Annotated in this window: 11 protein-coding genes; 3 read left to right on the top strand and 8 right to left on the bottom strand. The window is 70.3% G+C overall.

All coding sequences use genetic code 11. The annotated features are described in order from the left end of the window. Nucleotides 1-21: 21 nt before the first annotated feature. A complete protein-coding gene (locus AA0Y20_RS05205; RefSeq protein ID WP_412937877.1) occupies nucleotides 22-3,813 on the top strand; it encodes a choice-of-anchor I family protein in 3,792 nt (1,263 codons plus the stop codon). 59 nt (nucleotides 3,814-3,872) lie between these two features. On the opposite strand, the gene AA0Y20_RS05200 is transcribed toward AA0Y20_RS05205, so the two are convergent. Genes AA0Y20_RS05200 through AA0Y20_RS05185 form a run of 4 tightly spaced genes read right to left on the bottom strand, consistent with a single transcriptional unit; the run spans nucleotide 3,873 to nucleotide 8,228 of the window. Continuing rightward, complete coding sequence (locus AA0Y20_RS05200; RefSeq protein WP_412937876.1) at nucleotides 3,873-5,081, bottom strand: bifunctional 2-methylcitrate synthase/citrate synthase; 1,209 nt, start codon at nucleotides 5,079-5,081, stop codon at nucleotides 3,873-3,875. A 41-nt stretch (nucleotides 5,082-5,122) separates the two neighbouring features. Then, nucleotides 5,123-6,049, bottom strand: coding sequence for a methylisocitrate lyase (gene prpB / locus AA0Y20_RS05195; protein WP_412937875.1), 927 nt, complete (start codon nucleotides 6,047-6,049; stop codon nucleotides 5,123-5,125). Further along, entirely contained in the window at nucleotides 6,049-7,569 is a 1,521-nt protein-coding gene (locus AA0Y20_RS05190; protein ID WP_412937874.1) for an MmgE/PrpD family protein, read from the bottom strand. The genes prpB and AA0Y20_RS05190 overlap by 1 nt, the downstream gene beginning before the upstream one ends. Continuing rightward, nucleotides 7,566-8,228 (bottom strand): GntR family transcriptional regulator, encoded by a 663-nt coding sequence (locus AA0Y20_RS05185; protein WP_412937873.1) that lies wholly within the window; start codon nucleotides 8,226-8,228, stop codon nucleotides 7,566-7,568. Before AA0Y20_RS05185 ends, AA0Y20_RS05190 begins: the two co-directional genes overlap by 4 nt. Nucleotides 8,229-8,334: 106 nt before the next feature. On the opposite strand from AA0Y20_RS05185, the gene AA0Y20_RS05180 reads away from it, so the two are divergent. Beyond that, a complete protein-coding gene (locus tag AA0Y20_RS05180) occupies nucleotides 8,335-8,865 on the top strand; it encodes a ribonuclease H family protein (protein ID WP_412937871.1) in 531 nt (176 codons plus the stop codon). 17 nt (nucleotides 8,866-8,882) lie between these two features. Here AA0Y20_RS05180 and AA0Y20_RS05175 read toward each other — a convergent pair whose 3' ends face one another. Genes AA0Y20_RS05175 through rlmN form a run of 4 tightly spaced genes read right to left on the bottom strand, consistent with a single transcriptional unit; the run spans nucleotide 8,883 to nucleotide 12,687 of the window. After that, nucleotides 8,883-9,830 carry a hypothetical protein gene (locus AA0Y20_RS05175; protein ID WP_412937869.1) on the bottom strand — a complete coding sequence of 316 codons (948 nt, stop codon included), beginning with the start codon at nucleotides 9,828-9,830 and terminating at the stop codon, nucleotides 8,883-8,885. Between the two features lie 9 nt (nucleotides 9,831-9,839). Further along, nucleotides 9,840-10,322: an NUDIX domain-containing protein gene (locus tag AA0Y20_RS05170; RefSeq protein WP_412937868.1), complete on the bottom strand. Its 483-nt coding sequence runs from the start codon at nucleotides 10,320-10,322 to the stop codon at nucleotides 9,840-9,842. Nucleotides 10,323-10,334: 12 nt separating this feature from the next. Beyond that, nucleotides 10,335-11,348, bottom strand: a complete 1,014-nt coding sequence (locus tag AA0Y20_RS05165) for an aldo/keto reductase family protein (protein WP_412937867.1) — start codon at nucleotides 11,346-11,348, stop codon at nucleotides 10,335-10,337. A gap of 55 nt (nucleotides 11,349-11,403) precedes the next feature. Next, the gene (gene rlmN / locus AA0Y20_RS05160) at nucleotides 11,404-12,687 is read right to left on the bottom strand and encodes a 23S rRNA (adenine(2503)-C(2))-methyltransferase RlmN (RefSeq protein ID WP_412937866.1); all 1,284 of its coding nucleotides are present in this window, start codon (nucleotides 12,685-12,687) and stop codon (nucleotides 11,404-11,406) included. A 94-nt stretch (nucleotides 12,688-12,781) separates the two neighbouring features. On the opposite strand from rlmN, the gene AA0Y20_RS05155 reads away from it, so the two are divergent. Then, nucleotides 12,782-13,693, top strand: a complete 912-nt coding sequence (locus tag AA0Y20_RS05155; protein ID WP_412937865.1) for a PRD domain-containing protein — start codon at nucleotides 12,782-12,784, stop codon at nucleotides 13,691-13,693. Nucleotides 13,694-13,787: the final 94 nt, after the last annotated feature.

Here is a 13,787-nt window from a genome sequence, read left to right as displayed (position 1 = left end):
TCACCCGACCAGAGGACACCCATGCCTTCGCCTGCCCGGAACCGCACGGTTCCCCGCACGCTCGCCGCCGTCGCGACGGCCGCGCTCACCTGCACGCTCGCGCTGACCCCGCTCGCCCCGGCATCCGCTGCGATCGTCGCCGCCCCGATCACCGACTCGGCTCCCGGAGCGACGCTCTCGCTCACACCGACCGGCACCCACGAGACCGGCGTCTTCGACGCTTCGGCCGCCGAGATCGTCCAGTCGTACCGCGACCGCCTGTACGTCGTCAACGCGCAAGCGGGCTCGGTGACCGTACTCGACAACAGCGACCCCACCACGCCGGTCGAGCTGTTCACGATCTCGGATGCCGGCACGGCGAACTCCCTCGCGATCCGCGACGACGGCCTCGGCGTCGTCGCCTTCGAGGCGGAGGACAAGACCGCGAACGGAACGCTCGTGTTCTTCGACGCGAACGCCGACGACGTCGCATCCACGCGCCTGGGCTCGGTCACCGTCGGACCACTGCCCGACATGGTCACGATCTCGAAGGACGGCGCCTACGCGGTCGTCGCCAACGAGGGCGAGCCCGCCGACGACTTCTCGACCGACCCGGAAGGCTCGATCGGCGTCGTCTCCCTCCCCAAGACGGTGTCCGCCCCCGCACAGTCGGCCGTGCGCGTCGCGGGCTTCGGTGCCTTCGAAGCGGGCGGGTCGAAGGCGCTGCCCGCCGGCGTCCGCGTGTTCGGGCCCGACGTCGCCGCACCCGACCAGGGCGACAAGCCCCTCACCGCCAACCGTGTGAGCCGCAACCTCGAGCCGGAGTACATCACCGTCGACGGCACGACCGCCTACGCCGCGCTCCAGGAAGCCAACGCGGTCGCCGTCGTCGACCTCGCGAAGTCGGAGGTCACCAAGATCCTCCCGCTGGGGGTCAAGGATCACGGCGCCGCCGGCAACGAGCTCGACGCGAGCGACAAGGATGGCGCGATCAACATCACCACGTACGCCGGGTTGAAGGGCATGTACATGCCCGACGGCATCCAGTCGTACTCCGCCGCCGTCGGCGGCAAGAGCAGCACCTACCTCGTCACCGCCAACGAGGGCGACGCCCGCGAATGGGGAGACTACGCCGAAGCCGTCCGCGTGAAGGACCTCGGCAAGAAGAGCCTCCCTGCCGTCTGCGCGGACTCGCCGCTCGCGACGCAGCTCGGCGACGCAGCCCTCGGCCGCCTCAACGTCTCGATCGAGGACGGGCTTCGTGCCGATGGCAGCTGCTACGACGAGCTGCACTCCTTCGGAGGACGCTCCTTCTCGATCTGGGGCACCGACGGCACGCTCGTGTTCGACTCGGGCGACCAGTTCGAACGGATCCTCGCCCGTGTGGCACCCGAGTACTTCAACTCCAACCACACCGAGGCGAACCTCGAGGGCCGCAGCGACGACAAGGGCCCCGAGCCCGAGAACCTCTCGATCGGCACCGTCGGCGGTCGCACGTACGCCTTCATCGGCTTCGAGCGCGTGGGCGGCGTCATCGTCTACGACATCACCGACCCGACGGCGGCGACCTACGTCACGTACGTCAACAACCGCGACTTCAGCGCCGCCGCCGATTCGCCGGCTGCCGGCGACCTCGGGCCCGAGGGCATCCAGTTCATCCCGGCGCACCGATCGCCCTCGGGGCAGGCCCTGCTCGTCGTGGGCAACGAGGTGTCGGGCAGCACGACGGTCTACGGCATCGAGCAGCTCGTCGACGGTGCATCCGCGGCTCAGCCCGACATCCGCATCCTGACGATCAACGACTTCCACGGCCGCCTCGTCGCCGAATCGAACGGCGTCGCCGGCGCCGCCGTGCTCGCGGGCGCGGTCCAGTCGTTCCGCCAGCAGAACCCGAACACGCTGTTCGTCTCCGCGGGCGACAACATCGGTGCGTCGGCATTCGAGTCGTTCATCGACGCCGACAACCCCTCGATCGACGCCCTGCGCACCGTGGGGCTCGACGCGAGCGCAGTCGGCAACCACGAGTTCGACCGGGGCTTCGCCGACCTCACCGATCGCGTCATCCCCCGCTACGAGGGCGATGAGGATGCCGACGCGTTCAGCGACCTCGCGCTCGGTGCGAACGTCTTCGTGAAGGGCACCGACGAGCACGCGCTCCAGCCGTACACGATCTCGGAGGTCGACGGCACGAGAGTCGCCTTCGTCGGCACGGTGACGCAGCAGACCGCCGGCATGGTGAGCCCGCAGGGCATCGCCGGCATCGAGTTCCGCGACCAGGTCGCCTCGGCCAACGATGCCGCGGCAGACGCGGTCGCCGCGGGCGCCGACGTCGTCGTGCTCCTCGCCCATGAGGGGTCGGCCGGCTCGGACTGCACGGCGATCGCGACAGAGTCGGGCGACTTCGGCGACCTCGTCCGCGGCGCCTCCGACGACATCGACGCCATCGTCTCGGCGCACACGCACCAGAAGTACGCGTGCGAGATCGGTGGCCGTCCGGTGATTCAGGCCCACCAGTACGGCACGACCCTCGGCTCGCTCGACATCGAACTGACGGATGCCGGCGACCTCGAGTCCATCACGGGCAGCACCGTGGCGCTCATCGACCCGACCCTCGCCCAGCCCATCGCCTACCCCGACGTCGACACGCGTGCGGTCGTCGACGCGGCGGTGCGAGTCGCTGACGAGAAGGGGCGCCTCCAGGTCGGATCCATCACGGCCGACATCCTGCGCGGCAAGACCGCGGCGGGAGCGGAGGACCGCGGCGTTCACTCGACGCTCGGCAACACCGTCGCCGACGTCTACCTCTGGGCCACGACGCAGAACCCGGGGTACGGCGGAGCGAAGGCCGAGATCGCGTTCATGAACCCCGGCGGCCTGCGCACCGACCTGCTGTACGGCGACGACGGCGGATCGGTGTCGTACCGCGAGGTCGCGAACGTCCAACCCTTCGCCAACACACTCGTGACCCTCGAGCTGACGCCCGCGCAGATCAAGCAGGTGCTCGAGGAGCAGTGGCAGCCCGCCGGGGCCTCCCGCCCCAAGCTCGCGATGGGCGTGTCGAAGGGCTTCTCCTTCGAATACGACCCGGCCGCACCCGCGGGCTCGCACATCCGCTCGATGCAGCTGAACGGCGAGCAGCTCGCGCTCGACGACTCGGCGACGACGATCCGCGTCGTCACCAACTCGTTCCTCGCGGGCGGCGGCGACAACTTCGGCACCTTCGCGACGGGCACCGGCGCAGCCGACTCCGGTCAGGTCGACCTGCAGGCGACGGTGGAGTTCTTCGCCGCCGTCGGCCCGGTGTCACCCGCGCCGGTGAACCGCGCCTACGTCACCGGCGAGCAGCCGCCCGTCGAGCAGCCGGGCTTCCCCGGCCCCGGCGCACCGGGCGAGCCGGGCGAGCCGGGAGAGCCGGGAGAACCGACGCAGCCGTGGGCGACGGTCGAGCTCGCGAGCGACACGGTCGTGCAGGGCGGCACGCTCGAGGTCGCGGTGTCCGGGCTCGAGCCCGGTCAGCGGATCGCCGCGACGCTGTTCAGCGACCCCGTCGTGGTCACGGGCATCCCCGCGGCAGACGACGCCGGCCGGACCACGTTCACGGTCGCCGTTCCTCGCGACTTCGCGACCGGCGCGCACCGCCTCGTCGTGACGTCGGGCGCGCTCGAGCCCATCGAGGTCGCGGTGACGGTGACCGCGGCAGCCCCCGCGGGCACGATCGCCGTGACGGGCGGGACCGCACCGATCGAGTTCGCGTTGGCGGGCGTGCTGGCCCTCGCCCTGGGCGGCCTGCTGGTCGCCGCGCGTCGCCGGAGCGCCGACCGCCGGAACGCCTGACCCGCACGAGGTCGATCGGCCCGCTGCATCCCCGAGAGGCGGGGCAGCGGGCCGATCGCTCAGCCGGCGGCTTCCTCCGGACGCTCCGCCACGTCGACCTCGGCTTCGTCGGCGACGTAGCCCGCGATGTGACGCTCGTCGGGCCCGTCGTACGCCGACAGCGGCCGGATGAGCGCGTTGGCGGCGTACTGCTCCATGATGTGAGCCGTCCACCCGACCACGCGCGCCGCAACGAACAGCGGCGTGAAGGTGACCGTGTCGAACCCGATGAGGTTGTAGGCGGGCCCCGACGGGTAGTCGAGGTTCGGGTAGATGCCCTTGCGCTCCGTGAACTCACGCTCGAGGGCGCCGTAGAGCTCGGCGACATCCGGACGGTCGTAGTGCTCGACCAGAGCGTCGAGCGCAGCTTTCATCGTCGGCACGCGCGAGTCGCCGCGCTTGTAGACGCGGTGGCCGAACCCCATGATCTTGCGCTTCTCGGCGAGCGCCCGGTCGAGCCACGCCTCGACGCCGGCGGCGTCCCCGATCTCGTCGAAGACGTGCATGACGGCCTCGTTCGCACCGCCGTGCAGCGGCCCCTTCAGGGCGCCGATCGCACCGACGACGGCCGAGTACAGGTCGCTCAGGGTCGAGGCGATGACGCGAGCGGTGAACGTCGAGGCGTTGAACGAGTGCTCGGCGTACAGGATCAGCGACCGGTTGAACGCGTCGGCGACGACCGGATCGGGCTCCTCGCCGAAGGTCATCCACAGGAAGTTGGCCGCGTCGTCGAGATCGTCGCGGGGCTCCACCAGCCCGAGCCCGCGACGGCGCCGCTGCCCGTACGCGACGATGGCCGGCAGCACGGCGAACAGGCGCAGGCTCCGTTCGAGGTTGCGCTCGGGCGTCCCGACCGCGTCGAGCACGGATGCCGCGCCGGCGGTGTCGAGCGCGCCGAGCACGCTGACGGCGGTCCGCACCTCGTCCATGGGGTGCGCGTCCACCGGCATCCGGTCGATCGCCTCGCGCAGCTCCCGCGGCAGGGCACGATGGGCGCGGGCCTGTCGTCGCTGCTCGGCGAGCTGGTCAGCGGTCGGCAGCTCGCCATGCCACAGCAGGTGAGCGACCGCGTCGACCGGCTGCGTCGCGGCGAGCTCCTGCACCGGGTAGCCCCGGTAGAGCAGCGAGTTCGTCTCGGGGTTCACCTTCGAGATCGCCGTCACGTCCGCGACGACCCCCACGAGCCCCTTGCGGACATCGTGCCCGCTGCCGGTGTCTTGCTGGTTCATGTTCTGTTCCCTCTCCGTCGAGTAGCCAGAATCTGCGGGTCTCAGCCCCGGTCGATCGACTCATTCTGGCGAGTCGACAGGGTGAAGTCGAAGACCGACGAGTCGAAACGCGTGTAGCCCTCGTAGTCGACGAGGTCGTACAGGTCGGCGCGGTGCTGCATCTCGCCGAGCTTCGCCGTCAGATTCCCCGCCGTCGTGAGCTCCTCGAGCGCACGGCCCGCCGCGCCCATCGCGATGCGCAGCAGCGAGACGGGCCAGATCACGATCCGCACGCCCGCGTCGCGCAACTGGTCGACGGTGAACAGCTCCGACTTCCCGAACTCCGTCATGTTCGCCAGGATCGGCACGTCGACGGCGGCGGCCATCGCCTCGAACTCGGCGAGGTCGCGCATCGCCTCGGGGAAGATCGCGTCCGCGCCGGCATCGACGAGCGCGCGGGCGCGGTCGACGGCGGCATCCATCCCCTCGATCGCCCGCACGTCGGTGCGCGCCATGATGAGGAAGTCCGGGTCGCGCCGGGCATCGACGGCAGCCCGGATGCGGCCCACGGCGGTGTTCTCGTCGACGACGCTCTTCCCATCGAGATGCCCGCATCGCTTGGGGTTGACCTGGTCCTCGATGTGGCAGCCGGCGAGCCCGGCATCCTCGAGCGTCTGGATCGTACGGGCCACGTTCATCGGCTCGCCGAACCCCGTGTCGGCGTCGATGATCGCCGGAAGCTCCGTCATCCGCGCGATCTGCTGGCCGCGCCCGGCGACTTCGCTGAGCGTCGTGAGCCCGACATCGGGCAGGCCGAGATCGGCCGCGATGACCGCGCCCGAGACGTACACGCCGTCGAAGCCGTGCCGCTCGATGAGCCGGGCCGAGAGGGGGTTGAACGCCCCCGGGAATCGCAGGGTCTCACCGCTCGCGAGCCGCTCCCGGAGGATGCGGCGCTTCTCGGCCGCCGTCGTCTGCGAGTACAGCATCAGAACAGCCCCCGCGGGTTCGGCGCCGACGCGATGACGCCCGCGCGCGCGACGATGTTCAGCTCGCGCACCTCGTCTGCGGTGAGCTCGGGCAGACGCTGCGCGAGGTCGAGGAAGCGCTCGATCTCGGCAGCATCGAGTACGGGCTCGGCGAGGATCCGGAACTTGCGGATGTAGTCCTCGCGCGCGAACGGGCGGGCACCGAGCGGGTGGGCGTCGGCGACGGCGATCTCGTCGACCAGCGTGGAGCCGTCGGCCATCCGGATCTCGACGCGTCCGCCGAAGGCCTTCTCGGCCGGATCCTCCGAGTGATAGCGCCGCGTCCATTCGGCGTCCTCGGCCGTCGTGACCTTCTGCCAGAGCGCGACGGTGTCGGGGCGCGCGGCCCGCTCGGGCGTGTACGAGTCGACGTGGTGCCAGCCGCCGTCCTGCAGCGCGACCGCGAAGATGTACGGGATCGAGTGGTCGAGCGTCTCGCGCGACGCGGTCGGGTCGTACTTCTGCGGATCGTTCGCGCCCGAGCCGATGACGTAGTGCGTGTGGTGGCTCGTGTGCAGCACGATGCTCTCGATGTTGGCCGGATCGACGAGCTCGGGGTGCTCGCCGTGGAGCTTCCGCGCGAGGTCGATCCAGGCCTGAGCCTGATACTCCGCCGAGTGCTCCTTGGTGTACGAATCGAGGATGCCGCGCTTGGCCTCGCCCGGCGCGGGGAGCGGCACCGTGTAGGCGGCATCCGGCCCGTCGAGCAGCCACGCGATGACCCCGTCCTCGCCCTCGTAGATCGGGTTCGGGCTCGTCTCGCCGCGCATCGCCCGGTCGACGGCCTCGACCGCGAGCTTCCCGGCGAAGGCGGGGGCGTGCGCCTTCCAGGTGGAGATCTCGCCCTTGCGTGACTGGCGCGTCGCGGTCGTCGTGTGCAGCGCCTGCCCGACCGCCTGGTAGATCGTGGCGGCGTCGAGGCCGAGCAGCGTGCCGATGCCCGCAGCGGCCGAGGGCCCGAGGTGGGCGACGTGGTCGATCTTGTGCTTGTGCAGGCAGATGGCCCGCACGAGGTCGATCTGGATCTCATACCCGGTCGCGAGGCCTCGCACGAGCGCCGCGCCGTCGGCACCGACGTGCTGCGCGACCGCGAGGATCGGCGGGATGTTGTCGCCGGGGTGCGAGTAGTCGGCCGCGAGGAAGGTGTCGTGGTAGTCGAGCTCGCGCACCGCGACGCCGTTCGCCCACGCGGCCCACTCGGGGCTCGTGAGGTCGGTGACGCCGAACACGCTCGCCCCGGCGCCGCCGCGCGAGACGGGGTGATCGAGCGCCTGCGCGCGCGCCGAGCTGACGGGAGCCCGCGTGAGGGATGCCGCCGCGACGGCGGCGTTGTCGATGATGCGGTTGACGATCATCCCGACGACGTCGGGCTCGACCGCGACGGGGTCGACGGCGACCTCCGCGATCTTCCACGCGAGCTGGTCCTCGCGGGCGAGCTCCTCATCGCTCCGATGGACGCGGACGTGATGGCTGACGGTCATGCGGATGCCTCCAGGGAGTCGAGGATGCTGGTCAGGGCGTTGTGCAGGTGGATGTGGGTCGCGTGCGCGGCGAGGTCGGCGTCGCGCGCGGCGATCGCGCTCGCGATGAGCCGGTGCTCCCCGATCGACGCGGCGAGTCGCGCGGGATTGTCGCGCGCGAGGCGGCGGACCCGCACGAGGTGGGCGCGGACCTTCGTGAGCGCGGATGTCAGGTAGGCGTTGCCGGCAGCGTCGTCGAGGGCGGTGTCGAAGCGTGCGATGAGCGCGTAGTACGCGTCGGGGTCGCCCGCAGCGGGCGCATCGGACTGCGCCGTGCGCTCGAACGCCGCGGCGAGCTCGGCGAACAGCGCCGCGTTGCCCCGGGATGCCGCGAGCCGTGCGGCGGTCTCCTCCAGTGCGCGCCGCACCTCGAAGAGCGACCGGATGTCGTCGCGGTCGATGTCGGCGACGACGGTCACGCGCGGCGAGGCCTGGCGCACGAGGCCGTCGGCCGCGAGCCGTCGAAGCGCCTCGCGCAGCGGCGTGCGGCTGACGCCCAGTCGGGTCGACTGCTCGACTTCCGCGAGCACGGCACCGGGCGCGAGGTCGCCGTTCTGGATCTCGGTCAGCAGAGCGGCGTAGGCGCGCTCTCCCGCCCGTGCTCCACCCTCGGCCACCATGCAGCGATTGTATACACAACGGCAAGCTCACCGGGTGAAATCACGTGAATCTGACGCGAACGTATACAGAAACCGCATCCAGCCGGGCCCCGGTACCCTTGCCCGAGTGAGTTCCGACCGATACACCGTGGCCACCGACGGCGCCTGCAAGGGCAATCCCGGACCGACCGGCTGGGCCTGGGTCGGCGAGGACGGCCATTGGGCCGCCGGAGCGATCCCGCAGGGCACGAACAATATCGGCGAGCTGCTCGGTCTGCTGAAGGCGATCGAAGACCACCCCGACGTCCGCGAGCTCGTGGTCCAGGCCGACTCCAAATACGCGATCGACACGTACGCGTCATGGATGGACGGCCACCGTCGCCGCGGCTGGAAGACCTCGACCGGGGCGCCCACGAAGAACCGCGACATCCTCGAGCAGCTCATCGCCGCCCGCGACGCCCGCCGTGCGCGCGGCCTGCCCGATGTCGTCCTCGAGCACGTCCGCGGACACCGCGGCCACGTCCTGAACGAGTGGGCCGACGAGCGAGCCGTGCGCGGCGCCGAGCACGCTGCGAAGGGCACCGCGAGCGCGTGGTCGTCGCTCGGCGGACTGCACGAGAAGCTCGACGTCTCGGAAGCGCCGAAGAAGAAGCGCTGACGGGACGACGAGACCGGTCAGCCGTCCCGGTTGTCGGGATGCCGCGGATCGTCGGCGGTGTACGCCGACCGTGCCAGCCCCGCCGGCAGCCAGGTGAGCGGATCGGCCAGATCCGCGATGATCACCCCGCCCGCGGCGTGCGCGTCACCGTGCCGCGCCAGTCGCCGACGGGCCGGTTCGGGCACGCGCTCGTCGTCCCGTAGCCGCTCGAAGACGGCGGTGCGGGCGCGTTCGACGAATCGTGCTCGCTCCGGCGGCAACGCAGCGCTCGTCTCGCGCTCGAGACGCTCGACATGGGCGGGGAGGTCCGCGATGACCTCCCGGTAAGCGGCGGTCAGACTCTCATCCACCTCACGCGCCTGTTGCGGCCTGCCACGCCGGATGACTATGCCGGCGATCAGCGAGGTGCCGACGATGATCGGTGCGCCCACCAACACGGCCATCGCGGGTGCTGTGGCGCCGCCGCCGACGAGGACGACGGCAACCGCCGTCCCGACGAGGGCGAAAGCCTGCGGCCGCCACAGCCCACGATCGAGCGGGCGCCCTCGCGCACCCACGGCCGCCACCAGCACGGCCATCGCCGTCGCGGCGGAGAACGCGGCCGTGATCAGCACGTTCTTCGTCTGCAGCGCGGCGGCGAAGGCGAGCCCACCCGTGAGAGCGGCGAGCACGAGCACCCACCCGATCCAGCCGATGCTCGAGGTGCGACCGCCGAAGCGGAGCCGAGCCGACGACCGGGCGCGCGCGTTGGCTGATTCACCCAACCGGCGGGCGGCGCGCCAGATACGCACGCCGTCCGCGCTCATACCGGACGCGTCGAAGATGACCATCTCCGCCTGCCGCGGCGTGAAGTCGGTGGCGGCGGAGGCTCGGACGATGCGATCCGTGGCGACGGGGACGACGCGCGCGAGATGCTCGTCGGAGAACGGCTCCCATCGGTCGGCGGGGATGATGCGATGCTGCACCACCCTCGGCTACCCGCCGCTCGCTCGAACGAGCTCGTCGAGCCGGTCGAGGGCCGGTCGCTGGCCCTTCACGAGCAGCTCGCGAGCGCGGCCGAGGTCGACCCACTCGACGCGGTCGACCTCCGGAAAGGATGCCGTACGACCCGACCGCGGCGGCCACTCCATCTCGAACTCGCCGAACACCGCATCCGAGACGTCGAGATCGGCGCCGTCGACGACGAACACCGTGATGCGCTTGCCCGACGCGTACGAGAAGGTGCCGAGCTCGGCGTACTCGCCGTCGGGTGGCTCGAGCCCGAGCTCCTCACGGAACTCGCGACGCGCAGCATCCAGCGCCGCCTCCCCGTCGGGGTCGTACTCGCCTTTGACGATCGACCATGCGCCGGCATCTTTGGCCGACCAGTACGGCCCACCCATGTGCGCGACGAGCGCCGACACCGTGCCGTCCGCAGCGATGCGGTAGGGCAGGATGCCGGCGCTCGTCGTGACCACGATCAGCCCGGATCAGGCCGGGCGCGTCTTCGGCGAGACCTTGTCGGTCTCGGCCGGGTCGGTCACCGCGACGCCGGCGAGGGCGTCGTTGATCGCGTCGTACGCCGACTGCTCGAGCTTGACGCCCGAGGCCTTGACGGTGTCTTCGAGCTGCTCCGGTCGCGAGGCGCCGACGAGGGCCGCCGCGATGTTGTCGTTGTGCAGCACCCAGGCCAGCGACAGCTGCGCGACGGTGAGGCCCGCTTCGTCGGCGATCGGCTTGAGCTTCTGGACGGCGGTGAGCACCTCGTCGTTCAGGAAGCGCTTGATAAAGTTCGCGCCGCTCTTCTCGTCGGTCGCGCGCGAGCCCTCGGGCACGGGCTGACCCGGCTGGTACTTGCCCGTCAGCACGCCCTGCGCGAGCGGCGACCAGACGATCTGCGAGATGCCGAGCTCCTGCGAGGCGGGGATGACCTTGCCCTCGATGACGCGCCAGAGCGCCGAGTACTGCGGCTGGTTCGACACGAGCTGGAACCCGAGCTTCGTCGCGAGGGCGTGGCCCTCGCGCAGCTGCTCGGCGGTCCACTCGCTGACGCCGATGTAGAGCGCCTTGCCCTGGCGGACGATGTCGGCGAAAGCCTGCATCGTCTCTTCCAGCGGCGTCTCGTAGTCGTAGCGGTGCGCCTGATAGAGGTCGACGTAGTCGACGCCGAGCCGACGGAGCGACCCGTTGATGCTGTCGAAGATGTGCTTGCGCGAGAGACCCTGGTCGTTCGGTCCCTTGCGGCCGGTCGGCCAGTACACCTTCGTGAAGATCTCGAGCGTTTCGCGGGGCTGACCCTTCAGCGCCTCGCCGAGCACGACCTCCGCGGCCGTGTTGGCGTAGGCGTCCGCGGTGTCGAACGACGTGATGCCGAGATCCAGCGCCTTGTGGACGGTCGCGATGGCCGCGTCGTTCTCCACCTGCGACGCATGCGTCACCCAGTTGCCGTACGTGATCTCCGAGACCTTGAATCCACTGTTGCCGAGGTAGCGATACTCAACCATGGGAAAACGCTACCTCGCGGCGAGCGCGGACGGGCCGGAGTTGCGTCTTATGACCTCAACCCGCAGGAACGGTGTCGGCCGCGCGCTGGTCGTCCTCGGTCGCCACGAGCTGACCGCAGGCCCCGTCGATCTCTTTGCCGCGGGTGTCGCGGAGGGTCGTCGGGATGCCGGCCTCGTTCAGCCGACGCACGAACTCGTCCTGCACCTCGGGCTCGGAGGACGTCCAGATCGAACCGGGCGTCGGGTTCAGGGGGATGGGGTTGACGTGCACCCAGCCGCGACCGCGCGCGTTCAGCTTCTCGGCGAGCAGGTCCGCGCGCCACGCGTGATCGTTCATGTCCTTGATGAGGGCGTACTCGATCGACACCCGCCGACCCGTCTGGTCGAAGTAGGCCTTGGCGGCGTCGAGCGCCTCGTCGACCTTCCAGCGTGAGTTGACGGGGATGAGCTCGTCGCGCAGCTGGTCGTCCGGGGCGTGCAGCGAGAGCGCGAAGGTGACGGGGATGTCCTCCTTCGTCAGCTTCTGGATCGCCGGCACGAGGCCCACCGTCGACACCGTGATGCCGCGCGCGCTCATCCCGATGCCGTGGTCCTTATCGACCATGGTGCGTACGGCCTGCATGACGCGGGCGTAGTTCGCGAGCGGCTCGCCCATGCCCATGAAGACGATGTTCGTGACGCGTTCGCCTTCGTGACCCACCTTGCGGGGATCGCCCAGGCCGCCGTCGGCGATGAGCCGGTTGGCGCGGACGACCTGCTCGATGATCTCGGCGGCCGACATGTTGCGGGTCAGGCCCGCTTGGCCCGTGGCGCAGAACGGGCAGTTCATGCCGCAGCCGGCCTGGCTCGACACGCACAGCGTGATGCGGCCGGTGTAGCGCATGAGCACCGACTCGACGAGGGCTCCGTCATGGAGCTTCCACAGGAACTTGATCGTGTCGCCGCGATCGGTCTCGAGCCGTCGAACTTCGGTCAGGAGCGGCGGCAGCAGACCCGCGACGAGCTCGTCGCGGCCCGCGGCGGGCAGGTCGGTCATCTCGGCGGCATCCGAGGTGAAGTGGCGGAAGTAGTGCTTCTCGAGCTGCTTGGCACGGAAACCGGGCATGCCCAGCTCCTTCACCTTCTCGACGCGCTGCTCGGGTGTGAGATCGGCGAGGTGCACCGGCGGCTTGCCGCGCTTGGGGCTCGCGAACTGCAGGAGGGGGCGACCCGACTCGTCCTTCTGCTGCGACCACCCCTCGGTCGCCGGACGCACCTGGCGCGGCTTGGTGGAGCGCACGGGCGACGCGGTCTCGCGCACGGACGACGCGGTCTCGCGCGCGGGATCTGAATCGGTCATATGATCCAGGGTACCGGCGCCGCCTGCAGGAAGGCTGGCTGCCGGTCCTCGCTGCGCCCGGCGGCCCCCATCGCCTCCGCTCTAGACTTCAGCCATGGACCTCGACGACGTCGCCCCGCCCCCGCGCGGCACCGTCGTGCACAAGGTGCTGAACAACAACGTCGTGATCACCGTCGACGAGCACGGCCGTGAGCGCGTGCTCATGGGACGGGGACTCGGGTTCCAGCTCAAGCCGTCCGACACCCTCGACCCCGACAAGGTCGAGAAGACCTTCATCCTCGACGCCGGGGATGCCGGCGACCGTGAGCGCCAGCTCCTCACGGATGTGCCCTACCCGGTCGTCGAAGCCGTGACCCGGGCCGTCGACGAGGCCGAGCGCCGCCTCGGCCACCACCTCGACCGGTTCTTCACGATGGCGGTCATCGATCACATCCAGTTCGTGCTCGAACGCCTCGACAACGGCATCCGCATCCCGGCCACGAACATGCCAGAGCTGCGCGTGCTGCACCCGCACGAGTTCTCCGCCGCGCAGCGCATGGCCACGGCGATCTCCGAGTCGCTCGACCGTGAGCTGCCCGCCGAAGAGTCGGTGTTCCTCACGATGCACCTGCTCAACGCGACCCGCGACGAGCCGAACGGCACAGCGGCGCTGCTGTTCCGCCGGCTGCAGCACGTCGTCATGACGGTCGAGAACGGCCTCGGCGTCAAGCTCGACACCGACAGTCCCGACTACGCCCGCTTCATCCTGCACATCCAGTTCCTGCTGCAGCGCCTGGTCTCGAAGACCATGCTGCGCAGCGCCGACACGTCGTTCTTCGAGTTCGCCAAGCACAGCTACCCGCGCTCGTACGCGATCGCGGAGGAGGTCAAGGCGTACGTGCGCGCCGCGACCGAGTCGGAGCTGACCGACGAGGAGCTGCTCTACGTCATCGTCCACGTCGAGCGCCTCGCGACACAGGTCGGAGCAAACGCCGCTGGCGGAGACCCGCCACCCGTGGTACCGTGACCCTCGCAGGGCGTCGCTGCCCTGCGGAAGTCTCCGGATTGTTACCGCGGCAGCGGGCAAAACCTGAACTCACATCGCTTTGAACGGCGGTGAA

Source organism: Microbacterium pratiae (assembly GCF_047302165.1).
In the GTDB taxonomy this organism is placed as follows: Bacteria; Actinomycetota; Actinomycetes; order Actinomycetales; family Microbacteriaceae; genus Microbacterium.
Note: the sequence above shows the minus strand (reverse complement) of the source record. Positions and strands in the feature narration are given on the sequence as shown.

What these genes read in the sequence shown, in the direction of transcription:
- AA0Y20_RS05205 (WP_412937877.1), top strand. Translation starts at nt 22, where the DNA reads ATGCCTTCGCCTGCCCGGAACCGCACGGTTCCCCGCACGCTCGCCGCC.
- AA0Y20_RS05200 (WP_412937876.1), bottom strand. Translation starts at nt 5,081, where the DNA reads ATGAACCAGCAAGACACCGGCAGCGGGCACGATGTCCGCAAGGGGCTC.
- prpB (WP_412937875.1), bottom strand. Translation starts at nt 6,049, where the DNA reads ATGCTGTACTCGCAGACGACGGCGGCCGAGAAGCGCCGCATCCTCCGG.
- AA0Y20_RS05190 (WP_412937874.1), bottom strand. Translation starts at nt 7,569, where the DNA reads ATGACCGTCAGCCATCACGTCCGCGTCCATCGGAGCGATGAGGAGCTC.
- AA0Y20_RS05185 (WP_412937873.1), bottom strand. Translation starts at nt 8,228, where the DNA reads ATGGTGGCCGAGGGTGGAGCACGGGCGGGAGAGCGCGCCTACGCCGCT.
- AA0Y20_RS05165 (WP_412937867.1), bottom strand. Translation starts at nt 11,348, where the DNA reads ATGGTTGAGTATCGCTACCTCGGCAACAGTGGATTCAAGGTCTCGGAG.
- rlmN (WP_412937866.1), bottom strand. Translation starts at nt 12,687, where the DNA reads ATGACCGATTCAGATCCCGCGCGCGAGACCGCGTCGTCCGTGCGCGAG.
- AA0Y20_RS05155 (WP_412937865.1), top strand. Translation starts at nt 12,782, where the DNA reads ATGGACCTCGACGACGTCGCCCCGCCCCCGCGCGGCACCGTCGTGCAC.